The organism is Pseudomonas sp. H1h (assembly GCF_000633255.1).
In the GTDB taxonomy this organism is placed as follows: domain Bacteria; phylum Pseudomonadota; class Gammaproteobacteria; order Pseudomonadales; family Pseudomonadaceae; genus Aquipseudomonas.
In genome coordinates this window covers 234783-248565 of record NZ_AYMJ01000015.1, presented here as the reverse complement: position 1 = coordinate 248565, position 13783 = coordinate 234783, and the positions used below count along the sequence as shown (strand labels likewise).

Below are 13783 nucleotides of genomic sequence, written 5' to 3'. Positions count from 1 at the left end.
ACAGGGGATGTGCGTTGAATTCAAAATACAAAAAAACGGCCCGAAGGCCGTTTTTTTGTTGGGCGAAATGCATCAACCGCCGAGGTACGCCTCGCGCACTTTCGGGTCGGTCAGCAGGGCTTCACCGGTGCCTTGCATGACCACGCGGCCGTTTTCCAGAACGTACGCACGGTCAGCGATTTTCAGCGCCTGGTTGGCGTTCTGCTCGACCAGGAACACCGTCACACCGTCCTTGCGCAGCTGTTCGATGATGTCGAAGATCTGCTGGATGATGATCGGTGCCAGACCCAGCGACGGCTCATCGAGCAGCAGCAGCTTCGGCTTGCTCATCAGCGCCCGGCCGATGGCGAGCATCTGCTGTTCGCCGCCGGACATGGTGCCGCCGCGCTGGTTGAAGCGTTCTTTCAGGCGCGGGAACAGGCCGAGGACCTTGTCCATCTGCTCCTGATAGTCGCCCTTGTCGGTGAAAAAACCGCCCATCGACAGGTTCTCTTCAACGGTCAGACGGGCAAACACCCGGCGACCTTCCGGGACCACGGCGATGCTCTTGCGCATGATCTGCGACGAGTCCTGGCCGACCAGTTCCTCACCCATGTAGCGGATGCTGCCGCTGTGCGCCTGCGGCGAACCGCAGAGCGTCATCAGCAGCGTGGACTTGCCGGCACCGTTGGCGCCGATCAGGGTCACGATCTCGCCCTGACGGACTTCGACGTTGACGCTGTGCAGGGCCTGGATCTTGCCGTAGAAGGTGGAAACGTTTTCGAACTGCAGCATTTACGCTTCCCCCAGGTAGGCTTTGATCACTTCAGGATTGTCGCGGATCTGTTCCGGCGTGCCATCGGCCAGAGGCGTGCCCTGATTGATCACGACGATGTGGTCGGAAATGCTCATGACCAGTTTCATGTCGTGCTCGATCAGCAACACAGTCACGTTGTGCTCTTCACGCAGCACACTGATCAGCGCCTTGAGGTCTTCGGTTTCCTTCGGGTTCAGACCGGCCGCAGGTTCGTCGAGCATGAGGATCCGCGGACGGGTCATCATGCAGCGGGCGATTTCCAGGCGCCGTTGCTGACCGTAGGCCAGGGTCCCGGCGGTACGGTTGGCGAACTCTTTCAGGTTGACCTTTTCCAGCCAGTATTCGGCATATTCCATCGCCTCGCGTTCGCTCTTGCGAAACGCCGGGGTCTTGAACAGGCCGGCCAGGAAGTTGGTGTTCAGGTGACGGTGCTGGGCGATCAGCAGGTTCTCGACCGCCGTCATGTCCTTGAACAACCGCACGTTCTGAAAGGTGCGCACCACGCCCTTGAGGGCGATCTTGTGCCCCGGCAGGCCCTGGATCGGCTCGCCGTCCAGCAGGATGCTGCCGCCCGATGGCTGGTAGAAACCGGTCAGGCAGTTGAACACGGTGGTCTTGCCCGCGCCGTTCGGCCCGATCAGCGCCACCACTTGTTTTTCCTTGACGGTCAGGGCCACGCCATTGACCGCCAGCAAGCCGCCGAAGCGCATGCTCAGGTTTTCGACTTTAAGGATCTCGCGGCTCATTTTCGCAACTCCATGTGTGGGCGTTGCATCGGCAGCAGACCTTGTGGACGCCAGATCATCATCAACACCATCAGCGCACCGAACATCAACATCCGGTATTCGCTGAACTCACGCATCATTTCCGGCAACAGGATCATCACCACGGCCGCGAGAATCACGCCCAATTGCGAGCCCATGCCACCCAGCACGACGATGGCGAGGATGATCGCCGACTCGATGAAGGTGAACGATTCCGGGGTCACCAGACCCTGACGGGCGGCGAAGAAGCTGCCGGCGAAACCGGCGAAGCTCGCGCCCAGGGTGAACGCCGACAGCTTGATGATCGTCGGATTCAGACCCAGTGCGCGGCAGGCGATTTCATCTTCACGCAGCGCTTCCCACGCACGGCCGATCGGCATGCGCAGCAGGCGGTTGATGATGAACAGCGCCGCCAGTGCCAACAACAGGGCAACCAGGTAGAGGAAGATCACCTTGTTGATCGAGTTGTATTCGAGGCCGAAATACTCGTGGAAGGTTTGCATGCCTTCCGCGGCCTTGCGTTCGAATGTCAGGCCGAAGAACGTCGGTTTCTCGATGTTGCTGATGCCGTTCGGGCCGCCGGTGATATCGGTCAGGTTCCGCAGGAACAGACGGATGATCTCGCCGAAGCCCAGGGTCACGATCGCCAGGTAGTCACCGCGCAGACGCAACACCGGGAAGCCCAGCAGGAAGCCGAACGTCGCCGCCATCAGGCCGGCAATTGGCAGGCAGATCCAGAAGCTCAGGCCGTAGTAGTGCGAGAGCAGCGCGTAGCTGTAGGCGCCGACGGCGTAGAAACCGACGTAACCGAGGTCGAGCAGGCCGGCCAGACCGACCACGATGTTCAGGCCGAGGCCGAGCATCACGTAGATCAGGATCAGCGTTGCAATGTCCACCGCGCCACGCGAGCCGAAGAACGGCCAGATCAGCGCGCCAAGGATCAGCGCGATGATGATGTAGCGTTGGGTGGTCGGCAGGGTCAGGAAATTGCTGGCCTTGGCCGGGATCAACGGCAGGCCCGGCGAGGATTTCCACGCCTTGCTGATCTGCTGGTTGAACAGCACCCGCAGGAACATCAGCACCGAGCACACGGCGATGGTCGCCAGAATGGCCGGGCTGGTGCCGTGCACTTCGAGGTTGATGCCGACGATGGTCAGTTTCAGACCGAGTACCGGGTAGGCCACGGCCCACACCAGCAAGGCACTGAACAGTGCCTGTTTAAGATTCCTAGTCATACTTTCTCAACCTCCGGACGGCCCAGAATGCCGGTCGGACGGAACAACAGCACCAGAACCAACAAGCCGAAAGCCACGACGTCCTTGTACTGGTCGCCGAAGATATCGGCACCGAACGCTTCCGCCACCCCAAGCACCAGCCCGCCGAGCATGGCGCCGGGGATGCTGCCGATCCCGCCCAGTACCGCAGCGGTGAAGGCCTTGAGGCCGACGAGGAAACCGGCGTTCGGGTTGATCACGCCGTACTGCATGCTCAGCAGTACAGCCGCGACGGCCGCCAGTGCAGCACCGATGACGAAGGTCAGGGCGATGATGTTGTTGGTGTTGATGCCCAGCAGGTTGGCCATCTTGATGTCTTCGGCGCAGGCGCGGCAGGCGCGGCCCAGACGAGAGCGGGAGATGAACAGCGTGAGGCCGAGCATGGCGACCAGGGTCACCACGAACACCACGATTTGCATGTAGGAAATCAGCACTTCATGTGCGCCACCTGGCCCGATGGAAATGTTGCCGGGGATCAGGTTGGGGATGGATTTGTCCTTGGAGTCTTGCGCCAGCAGAACCGTGTTCTGCAGGAAGATCGACATACCGATGGCGGAAATCAGCGGGATCAGACGGTTGCTGCCGCGCAGGGGGCGGTAGGCAATCCGTTCGATGCTGTAGCCGTACGAACTGGTGACAACGATGCTCGCGATAAACGCCGCGGTCATCAACAGCGGGACGTTGTCGATTCCCATCATGGCCAGCCCGGCGATGGCGATGAACGCCACGTAGGAACCGATCATGTACACCTCGCCATGGGCGAAGTTGATCATTCCAATGATGCCGTAGACCATCGTATAGCCGATGGCGATCAGGGCATACGTGCTGCCAATGGTCAGGCCATTAACCAGCTGTTGGAAGAAGTGATAGATGTCAGGCATTACAACGCTCCTAAAAACCTGATACGCATTTCACTGGTGGAGTCATTTTCCCGCCCGGCCCCGTGGATCTGTATCCACTTCGAATCCGGGTTTTGCCAGCGAACCGCTGATGACGGTTTTGAGATTTTCAGGTGGGGAGACTGGCGGATCACGCCAGCGCGGCCCATACATTCGTAAAACAAAGCCCACGGCACGCCGTGGGCTTTATTGGCAGTCAGTCAGGGCGCGCCTTACTGAGGCGAAACTTCAGTTTTTGGTTTGCCGAAGTGCCACTCGTAAACCACAAATTTGAAGTCCTTCAGGTCGCCCTTGGCGTCGAAGCTCAGGTCGCCGGTAGGGGTCTTGAAGGTGCCGGCGTGAATGGCTTCGGCCACTTTGGCAGGGTCTTCGGATTTGGCCGCGGCAATACCGCCGGCAATCACTTCAACCGCCGAGTAGGAAGGGAACACGAACGGGCCGCTCGGGTCTTCTTTCTTCGCCTTGAATGCATCTGCCAGAGCGACGTTGGCCGGATCCTGGTCGAAGGATTTCGGCAGGGTCACCAGCAGGCCTTCGGAGGCGTCTTTGGCGATCTGCGAAATGGAGTCGTTACCCACGCCTTCCGGGCCCATGAACTTGGCTTTCAGGCCTTTTTCCTGGGATTGACGCAGGATCAGACCCAGTTCCGGGTGGTAGCCGCCGTAGTAAACGAAGTCGACGTTGGCTTGCTTGAGTTTGGAGATGATCGAGGAGAAGTCCTTGTCGCCGGCGTTGACGCCTTCGAACACGGCGACTTTCACGCCTTTCTTCTCCAGGGTCGCCTTGACGGCGGTGGCGATGCCTTCACCGTATTGCTGCTTGTCGTGCAGTACGGCAACGATTTTCGGCTTCACGTGATCGGCAATGTAGTTACCGGCGGCAGGGCCCTGGGCGCTGTCCAGACCGATGGTGCGGAAGACCATCTTGTAACCACGGGCGGTGATGTCCGGGCTGGTGGCAGCCGGGGTGATCATGATCACGCCTTCGTCTTCGTAGATGTCCGAAGCCGGTTGAGTGGAGCTGGAGCACAGGTGACCGACCACGAACTTGACGCCGTCGTTGACGACCTTGTTCGCTACCGCTACCGCTTGTTTCGGATCGCAGGCATCGTCGTATTCAACGGCTTCGAGCTTCTTGCCGTCGACCCCGCCCTTGGCGTTGATCTGTTCGATGGCCATGCGGGCGCCACTGAACTGCATATCGCCGTATTGGGCTACCGGGCCGGTTTTAGGGCCGGCGATACCGATCTTGATGGTGTCAGCTGCGAACGAATGGCTGGCAACCCCGGCCAGAACCATAGCGGCAAACAGTTTGGAAATCTGCTTAGTAGCCTTAGTCATAGTGCTCCACTCTTACTGTTGTAATTTTTTTTGAGTTCTGGCGCCGTAGCAGCAGAACCGGGTCAGATATCTTTGCGATACCCTCCGGAAATGCCCCCGGCAACTGTACCGGTACAGTGTAGAGCGCCGGTTGTTGGCCTGGGAAGCTGGCGCCAGGGGGCAAAACTTGTGGGTGTCGCATTTTTGAATGAAAAAGACAGAATTGCGGCGGGGCTTTCGAGGGGCTTATGCCCCAAACAGCAGCATTCCTTGGCGTTCCTGCTCTTTTCGTTCGGTGAAGCCTTTTGCAACCGGGTTTTTCTGCCGGACCACCGACGTTATCATTCGCGTCGATTTCTTTTCCGGACAGTCCCATGAATCAAGAACCTAGCACCCTCTATGCCAAGCTGCTTGGTGAAACCGCATCTATTACCTGGAAAGAGCTGGAGCCGTTCTTCGCCAAGGGTGCCCTATTGTGGGTCGACCCTACGCTTGATTTGATCGCCGCCGCCGAGGCCGTGGCGGCAGATGATGGCGAGAAAGTGGCTGCCTGGCTGGCCGAAGACAAACTCGCCAAGCTGTCTGAAACGCGGGCGCTGGATCTTTTCGAGCGCGATCCCGAGATGTGGGCAGTGGTGGTGCGGCCGTGGATTCTGGTCCAGGAAAGGGCAGGCGCTTCTGACGCTGCACCTTGATGGTGCGCAGGGTCATCAGCGAAAAGTGTGTAGCCGAGTAGCGTGATGGCACGTTGCCGTAGAGAAATGCCACAAGCGTGGGTGGCTCACGGTGACGTAAACGTAACGGGAACAGTTTATTGAGCAGCCTGCGGGCTGCTTAATTGTTTCTGGATGTTGGATATTGCGGGTTTTGCGGTGTTTTCAAAGGCCTCTTCGCGAGCAAGCCCGCTCCCACAATTGAATGCATTCCAATGTGGGAGCGGGCTTGCTCGCGAATGGGGCGACGCGGTCTTCGATCAGACCGAGTAAGTCTTGCCCGTATGGTTATTGAGGGAAATAACCTTGGTCTTGCCGATCCGGTGACGGTAGATCTCGCGCAGGTACTTGATCGCCTTCTTCACGCAGTCACGCGACAGGCGAATGTCGTTGATCGAGACGAACTTGTCTTTGTCGTTGATCAGCTCGCGGTACTTCTTCTCGTACATCGGCTTGATCGCGTACCAGTTGGTGTCGAGGATTTTCGCCGGATTCTCGAACTCGTTGAGCAGATCGTCGATGCGGTCTTCGTCGAATTCTTCATTGATGATGAAGTCGAGAATCGAGTTGTCCAGGGTCTCGTCGAAACGGTACGGGGTCTTGGCGAAGCAACGCTTGATGAACGCCACGATCAGCGTCAGGAAGTCGTCCGACAGGCACGGACTCTTGGCGATCAGGGTGGTCAGCGACAGGTTGGCCGAGGCGCCGATCACCAACGCGTAGCGCTTGAGCGTGGTGTTGGGGAACAGGCTGTTGAGGTGGGTCTTCAGCCGATTCAGGTCCATGTACGACAGCTTGTAGTCTTTGGGCAGCGAAACGATCGAGACCACCGACGAGCAGTTCTTGAAGAAGTGCAGGTCGTGCAGGGCGGCGGCGTCGTAGCCGGAATTCTTGTACTGCTCAAGCGAAGCGCGATAGCGCTTGGACTCGATCGGCAGCAGGCTGATGCCTTCGATCGCCTGGGTGACCTTGTTGAAGTGCGGCAGGTCGATGGAGCGGAAGAACAGGTCGTCGATGTTCAGGCGCTGCGGCTCTTTGTCGAACACCTTGAACTTGTCGCTGCTCGGCGGCGGGGTTTCCGGCACCACCGATTCGGCGTAGGCAATCGCCACCGGGCCGGCCAGGCTCATGAACAGGTCGTTGGCGTCCAGGCGAATGGTTTCGCCGATGTCGATGCCGGCACGACGGAAGTAGTTCTGGTCGTAGTCAGTGGTGACGGCCTGTGCGGTCAGAATGTTGAAGATCTGCTGCGAGATGTACTGGTTGGCGTGCTTCTCCATCGCATTGACATCAATGTTCTGGATGTTGCCGTCATCGCTCTCTTCGGCGTAACGCATGATGTCGTTGGAGATCAGCATCATTGCGTTCCATGGGCGGATACGGCCCATGACGCTGGCTTCGCTGCTGTCTTCGTTGGCGAAGTTGTAGGAGAAATCCCATTCTTCCGAGAGGTATTTGCACAGCAGGCGCCCGGCGTTGATGTGCAGCGCCTCGGACATTTCACTGCGGTGGTCGGAAATGTTCGGCAGCACGCAGATGCCGCTGGTGAAGATCGGTTCGAACACGAACGAATGACCGCTCTTGCCGTCATGTTCGTCCATCGGCTTGGTGTCGAACGTCTTGTTCATGTACGAGTGCTGCTGGGCCAGGCCGAATTCCGAGGCCATGCCCGAACCGGTACCGCCGCCGGCACTGAAGATCGAGAAGTACAGGCGCGACTGGTTGGCCTTGATGCCGCAGCTGTCGATCAGGTACGAATGGATCATTTTCCAGTCGGGGCTGGAGAAACGCTGGGTGTCCTTGTTGAGGATGATCTTGGCCAGGTACTGGCCGAGGATCGGCGCGTTACCGGCGCCACCGGCGTGGACTTCGGACAAGTCCATGATCTTCATTTTGCTGTAGTCGCGCAGAAAGCCGCTTTTCTCGCCCTTGCGCGAGAAACGGATGCGCCCGGCGATGTCCTTGTCGAGGTCGCCGAGCATCACCAGCGGTTCCACCAGAAACACCGGTTTGCTCGATTTGTTCGGGCCGATCCGCAGGTTGTTCTTGATCCACTGCGCCGGGCTGTAGCCTTTGTCGGCCAGTCGGCGATCTGCCGCACGGTCTTCGTTGTTGAATTCGTTGAGGTAGAACTTGCGCGCGTTGTACACCAGCTCCGCGACGTCGAGGGCGATGTTGGAGCCGCAGCGACCGAGGCCGATCAGGCACACCGACGGGAATTCCTGGTCGTTGTGCTGTTCGTTGTCGCCTTCCAGGTGCGGCGGACGCGGGAACACCAGGTCACGCAGGCCATCGAGGTTGTCGAGGATGCGATCAGTGTTGGTTTCGGTGTAGTACAGATATTGGTGGGTGCCCAGCGGGCGCGAAGGAGGCAATGGCTTCATCGGCGCCGGGCTGTTCGCCGCAGGGCTCAGAGTCAGGTCGGATACCGCAGTGGCGGGATTGTTTTTAGAAGTCATTGTGCGCCATATACCTGGACTGGTTGGTCTGCTGACCAGTGTCAGCGAGCCTCACGGAATTAGATCTCGCGTCTTGTATGCGCGAATTTGGCCCGGGCGTCAGGGGCTTGGCCTGATTGTCGCGCGGGGGAATCCTTTCCTGATCGTTCATGAATCGGCCATCATTCGGTGATCTTTAATCGAAAAGAGGCAAAATGATGTCAACGCTACCTTCGTTGGGGTTTGCCGGAATCGGCCTGATGGGCCTGCCGATGTGCCGTCGTCTGCTGGCGGCGGGTTACCCGCTGACCGTGTGGAATCGCAACCCGGCCAAGTGCGCGCCACTGGTTGAAGCCGGCGCCCGGCAAGTCGCGACCCCGGCGCAGTTGTGCGAACAAGCGGACGTGGTGATGCTGTGTCTGGCTGACACGGCGGTCGTGCGCGAGGTGGTGTTTGGCGCTGGCGGTGTCGCTGAAGGTGCGAAAACAGGCCAGTTGCTGGTGGACTTTTCCAGCCTCGAACCAACCGCCACGCGTGAGATGGCGGCCGAGTTGGCAGACCGGACCGGCATGGCCTGGCTCGATTCACCGGTGTCCGGCGGTGTGGTCGGCGCCGAGGCGGGCAGCCTGGCAGTCATGGTCGGTGGTACGGCGCAGGATCTGCAGCGAGTACGCCCCGTGCTGCTCAACCTCGGCCAGCGCGTCACGCACATGGGTGGCGTTGGCGCGGGACAAGTGACCAAGGCCTGCAATCAGATGATCGTCGCCTGCAATGCGCTGGTGATCGCCGAAGTGGTGGCGCTGGCCGAGCAGGCCGGGGTCGATGCCAGCCTGATCGCCGAAGCGCTTGCCGGTGGCTTTGCCGATTCGAAACCGTTGCAGATCCTTGCCCCGCAAATGGCCGAGAGCCGTTTCGAACCGGTGAAATGGCACGTGCGCACGCTGCTCAAGGATCTCGATACGGCGGTTAAATTTTCGCGCGAACAGGGTTCGGCCACGCCGATCAGCGGATTGGCCGCACAACTGATGCGCCTGCATGGGGCGCAGGGCTTTTTGCACAAGGATCCAGCGACACTGGTTCAAATGTACCGCGCGCCAGACTCAGCGGATTGACCGCGTGGGAGTGCTTGCGTTGATTGATTTCTTCCAGCACCGGGCGTAATTCGTCCAGCGGCACCGGGCGGCTGAGCAGATAGCCCTGAATGAAGTCGCAACCCGAGCGTTCAAGAAACTCGTATTGCTCCAGGCTTTCCACGCCTTCGGTCACCACCTGTAAATGCAGGGTGTGGGCCATGACGATGATTGCCTGGACGATCTCCATGTCGGCGGTTGCCGTGGGGATGTCGAGGATGAACGAGCGGTCGATCTTCAGCGTGTTGAGCGGCAGGCGCTTGAGGTAGGCCAGCGATGAATAGCCGGTGCCGAAATCGTCAATCGACAACGACACGCCAAGCGCGCGAATCTGCCGCAACAGCACCAGGGTGTTGGCGATGTTGCCCATCAGCGCGTTTTCCGTGACCTCCAGTTCCAGCCGCTCGGGTGCGACTCCGGCGCTGCGCAGCGCACTTTCGATTTCGTCGGCCAGCTCTTCCCGGGCGAGGTTGAGTGGCGAGCAGTTCCAGGCGATTTTCAGTTCGTCGCAGCCATGGCGCGTCAGTTCGCCAAGGTCGGTGCAGGCCCTGCGCAGCACCCAGTTGTCCAGTTCGGCGATCAGGCCGTTGGTTTCGGCAATCGCAATAAAACGGTCCGGAGCCAGCAGGCCATGCACCGGGTGCTGCCAGCGGATCAATGCTTCGAGTTTGGTCACCCGGCCGGTTTTCAGTTCGAAGATCGGTTGGTAATACAGCGTCAGCCCGTGCTCTTCACGCAGGGCCTGGCGCAGCTCTTCTTCCAGTTGCAGTTCAAGGCTGGCGCGGGTCTTCATGTTCGAACTGAAAAAATGCAGACCGTTACGCCCGGCGCCCTTGGACTGATACAGCGCCAGATCCGCATGCTTGAGCAGTTCTTCGCAGGTGGTGCCATCGTCGGGGAACAGGCTGATGCCGATGCTCGTGGTCATCACCATACGCCGTCCGGCCAGCTCGATCGGCTCCTTCATTTTCTGCATGATCCGTTGCGCCATGGTGCGCGCTTCTTCGCGGTCGTGCAGGCCAATCAGGATGCAGAACTCGTCGCCGCCAAAACGTGCAACCACGTCGTCATGGCTGCGCACCGAACTCTTGATGTGATGGGCGATGACTTTGAGCAAGGCGTCACCGGCGTCATGCCCGAGGCTGTCGTTGATCCGCTTGAAGTGGTCGATGTCGAGAAACATCACCGCGAGCATGCCGCCTTCGCTGGTTTTCTGGCTGAGCTTCTCGGCGAAGATCTGATTGAAGCCTCGGCGATTGATCAGGTTGGTCAGGGCGTCGTAGTTGGCCACTTGCTGTAGCGACATCCGCGCCTGATCGAGCTGGCCGAGCAGGGCATTGACCCGGCGAAGGTCGTGTTCCTTGCTCTGCAGCTTCTTGTCGGCCAGCGCCGCACTGATCGCGCTGCCCAGAATCAGCAGGATGATCAGCGCGACCGTCAGGCCCAGTTGCAGGTGGTTGGTTTCGGCACTCAGCGTCGGCGCTGTGCCTTCGGGCAACACCAGGTGCAGCGCGGCCATTGCGGTGAAATGCATGCTGATGATGCCGGCGCCGAGGATCACCGCGGCGGTGTATTTGAGCAATTGATGAAACCGGCCGCTACCTTCACGCAAATAACCGGCGACCCACAGCGCGGCGTAGCTGGCGCCAATGGCAATCAGGATCGACAGGCAGAACAGCACGGGCTGGTAATACGCGATAGCCACCGAGTGCATCGCCGCCATGCCAACGTAATGCATGCCGGCGATGCCCAGGCCGATGACGATGGCGGTTTTCAGGTAGTGCACCAGGCTGGGTTGCGGGGTGCTCAAGGTGTGCATCGCCAGCCATGAGGCGAGCAGGGCGATCAGCAGGGAAAACAGGGTGATCGCCAGGTCGTAGTGAATTTCGATCGGCGCCTGGAACGCCAGCATGGCGATAAAGTGCATGGCCCAGATGCCGCCGGCCAGGCAGGTGGCGCCGATCCAGCGCCACACCCGTTGTGAGCCCGGGTCTTCGGCGTGGCCGACCCGTTCGGCCATGTCGAGCGTGGCAAAACTCGCGGCGCAGGCGACCAGATAGGCCACCAGCACCAGCAAGGGGTTATGTGTGCAATCGAGAATGACCTGCCCGCTCTCCGGCAGCTCGGTAACAAACTGCAAACCAAGCCACTCCATAGCATGCCCCGTCTCTGAAGTCGTCCTGACTGCGCGATTAACGCAGGCGAATGACAGCAGTATAGAGGCCGTTTGTGGGGTGCAAGGCGTAGTGGCACATTGGCGCTAATGATTTCGACATTAGCGTCATAGCGTTTTGCGCTAAGCGTCAGGCGCTTTGTTCAAAAGGGATCTCGGCCCAGTCCGGTTGCAGAGGCGGCAGGCCGAAGCGTGCACGGGCCTTGTCGCAGTCGACATTCTGTTCGCCGTTTTCCCAGGACGATTCGAATTCACGGCAGGGGCTGGAGCGCTGTTCGTAAATCGAGCACTGCACCTGGCTGCCGACCTCACCGACCAGCGCAGTACACCGTGGTGATTTGCAGTCGGTGCCGTTCATAGCCACCCGGCTGGGGCTGATCTGGGTGACCAGTTCATCGGGCACCGTACCGCCGGAGGAAGCGCATTCACCCCAGAAAAAAGACACACGAAAATGGGAACAACAGGCACCGCAATTCAGACACGGACTGACTTCGGACATGGGGAGGGCATCAAAGGGATTGATCGGCGAATCCGGACGGATCCGGCGGCTATTCTAGGCTTCGCCATGAACTTGGGAAGGGGGGCGCGAAAGTATTTTTTTGTAGCCGGGTTTTGCCGTGAAAGCCCCGGTTTATCGGGGATTGCTGAGTTATCAAGGGCTTACGTTTCGTTACAGTGCCATGGGCCGTCATCAGGCTGACGAATGATCACAGACAGCCCTGAGCCGCCTGTCTAGATTGCAGGTTCCGGGCTCGGATGCGACGGCAGTGAAGCCCTATAACAATAAAGAGACGGACCCATGCAGAACTCGACCCAAGCGGCGAATGCCTGGCGCATTCTGTTCCTGTTGTTCCTTGCCAACCTGTTCAATTTCTTCGATCGCACCATTCCGGCGATCATCATCGAGCCGATCCGCATGGAATGGCACCTCAGCGACTTTCAACTGGGGATCGTCGGCACTGCGTTCACCCTGGTGTATGCGATTGCCGGCCTGCCGTTGGGGCGCATGGCCGACACCGGCTCGCGCAGCAAACTGATGGGCTGGGGCCTGGCGACCTGGAGCGCGCTGACGGCGGTCAACGGGCTGGTCGGCAGCTTCTGGAGTTTTCTGCTGGTGCGCATGGGCATCGGCATTGGCGAAGCCAGTTATGCGCCGGCGGCCAACTCGTTGATCGGCGACCTGTTCCCGGCGCACCGTCGGGCACGGGCGATGGGCATTTTCATGCTCGGCCTGCCGTTGGGGCTGCTGCTGGCGTTTTTTACCATCGGCGCGATGGTCAAGGCGTTCGACAGCTGGCGCGCGCCGTTCTTTATCGCGGCGGTGCCGGGGCTGATCCTCGCAGTGTTCATGTTCTTCATCAAGGAGCCTAAACGCGGTGCGGCGGAAACCGTGCAGGTGTCCCAGGAGAGGGTCGACAAGCCGATCCGCCGGGTTCTTGCTGTGCCAACCTTCCTCTGGCTGGTGATGGCGGGTTTGTGTTTCAACTTCGCGACCTATGCCTGCAACTCGTTTCTGGTGCCGATGCTGCAGCGGTATTTCCTGATGCCGTTGCAGGAAGCGGCGGTTGCGACCGGGGTGATCGTGGGTATCACCGGGTTGATCGGCCTGACCCTCGGCGGCTGGATCGCCGACAAGATCCATCAACGGGTCGCCAATGGCCGGCTGCTGTTTGCCGGGTTCAGCCTGATCATCTCGACCGTGTGCACGGCGTGGGCGCTGCATGCGGGCCGGGTCGAGATCGGCGTGTTCGTCGCGGTGTTCAGCGTCGGCTGGCTGTTTGCCTATAACTTCTACACCTGCGTGTACACGGCGATTCAGGACGTGGTCGAACCGCGCCTGCGGGCCACGGCGATGGCGCTGTTCTTTGCCGGGTTGTACCTGCTCGGCGGCGGACTGGGGCCGGTGGTGGTGGGGGCCTTGTCCGATCACTTTGCCAAATCGGCGATGATCTCGGCGGGGGCTGAGCAGATGACCGAGGCGTTCAAGGCAGTGGGCCTGCATGACGCGATGTACCTGATACCGGTGGCACTGTTCTTTACCATGGTATTTCTGTTTCTGGCAGCGCGGTGTTTTGTGCGCGATGCGCAGCGGATGAGAGAGGGGTTGGTGGCTGTGGTTGAGCCTGTGGGTTCTGCGGCGACGGCATGATCGCCTTCGCGAGCAGGCCCCACAGTTGACCGGGTTCTTTCAGGAGGAAATGCGCTCGAATGTGGGAGGGGGCTTGCTCGCGAAGAGGCCATCAGCATCACCCGATAAATATCAGGCAAACAAAAAGG

General features: G+C 59.7%; 11 protein-coding genes. 3 read left to right on the top strand and 8 right to left on the bottom strand.

All coding sequences use genetic code 11. The features are described 5' to 3' along the window. Positions 1 to 72: 72 nt before the first annotated feature. The 5 genes from U862_RS0112780 to U862_RS0112760 form a co-directional block, all read right to left on the bottom strand. Entirely contained in the window at positions 73 to 774 is a 702-nt protein-coding gene (locus U862_RS0112780; protein ID WP_003222380.1) for an ABC transporter ATP-binding protein, read from the bottom strand. Continuing rightward, the gene (livG, locus tag U862_RS0112775) at positions 775 to 1542 is read right to left on the bottom strand and encodes a high-affinity branched-chain amino acid ABC transporter ATP-binding protein LivG (protein WP_025110759.1); all 768 of its coding nucleotides are present in this window, start codon (positions 1540 to 1542) and stop codon (positions 775 to 777) included. It abuts the gene before it with no gap. After that, the gene (locus tag U862_RS0112770; protein WP_025110758.1) at positions 1539 to 2795 is read right to left on the bottom strand and encodes a high-affinity branched-chain amino acid ABC transporter permease LivM; all 1257 of its coding nucleotides are present in this window, start codon (positions 2793 to 2795) and stop codon (positions 1539 to 1541) included. Before U862_RS0112770 ends, livG begins: the two co-directional genes overlap by 4 nt. Then, positions 2792 to 3715 carry a high-affinity branched-chain amino acid ABC transporter permease LivH gene (gene livH / locus U862_RS0112765; protein WP_003222384.1) on the bottom strand — a complete coding sequence of 308 codons (924 nt, stop codon included), beginning with the start codon at positions 3713 to 3715 and terminating at the stop codon, positions 2792 to 2794. The genes U862_RS0112770 and livH overlap by 4 nt, the downstream gene beginning before the upstream one ends. A 230-nt stretch (positions 3716 to 3945) precedes the next feature. Continuing rightward, positions 3946 to 5073 carry a branched-chain amino acid ABC transporter substrate-binding protein gene (locus tag U862_RS0112760; RefSeq protein WP_025110757.1) on the bottom strand — a complete coding sequence of 376 codons (1128 nt, stop codon included), beginning with the start codon at positions 5071 to 5073 and terminating at the stop codon, positions 3946 to 3948. Positions 5074 to 5426: 353 nt separating this feature from the next. Between U862_RS0112760 and U862_RS0112755 the strand changes: the two genes are divergently transcribed. Next, complete coding sequence (locus U862_RS0112755; RefSeq protein WP_025110756.1) at positions 5427 to 5747, top strand: DUF2288 domain-containing protein; 321 nt, start codon at positions 5427 to 5429, stop codon at positions 5745 to 5747. A 278-nt stretch (positions 5748 to 6025) separates the two neighbouring features. Here the strand turns inward: U862_RS0112755 and U862_RS0112750 are convergent, their stop codons facing one another. After that, positions 6026 to 8224, bottom strand: a complete 2199-nt coding sequence (locus tag U862_RS0112750) for a hypothetical protein (RefSeq protein ID WP_025110755.1) — start codon at positions 8222 to 8224, stop codon at positions 6026 to 6028. 194 nt (positions 8225 to 8418) lie between these two features. Between U862_RS0112750 and U862_RS29600 the strand changes: the two genes are divergently transcribed. Further along, the gene (locus tag U862_RS29600) at positions 8419 to 9315 is read left to right on the top strand and encodes an NAD(P)-dependent oxidoreductase (RefSeq protein ID WP_177327335.1); all 897 of its coding nucleotides are present in this window, start codon (positions 8419 to 8421) and stop codon (positions 9313 to 9315) included. On the opposite strand, the gene U862_RS0112735 is transcribed toward U862_RS29600, so the two are convergent. Beyond that, a complete protein-coding gene (locus U862_RS0112735) occupies positions 9206 to 11488 on the bottom strand; it encodes a bifunctional diguanylate cyclase/phosphodiesterase (RefSeq protein WP_025110753.1) in 2283 nt (760 codons plus the stop codon). The two genes, U862_RS29600 and U862_RS0112735, sit on opposite strands and share 110 nt — an antisense overlap. 148 nt (positions 11489 to 11636) lie before the next feature. Further along, positions 11637 to 12005 (bottom strand): YkgJ family cysteine cluster protein, encoded by a 369-nt coding sequence (locus U862_RS0112730; protein WP_025110752.1) that lies wholly within the window; start codon positions 12003 to 12005, stop codon positions 11637 to 11639. A 300-nt stretch (positions 12006 to 12305) separates the two neighbouring features. On the opposite strand from U862_RS0112730, the gene U862_RS0112725 reads away from it, so the two are divergent. After that, complete coding sequence (locus U862_RS0112725; RefSeq protein ID WP_025110751.1) at positions 12306 to 13655, top strand: MFS transporter; 1350 nt, start codon at positions 12306 to 12308, stop codon at positions 13653 to 13655. The last annotated feature ends 128 nt before the right edge of the window (positions 13656 to 13783 follow it).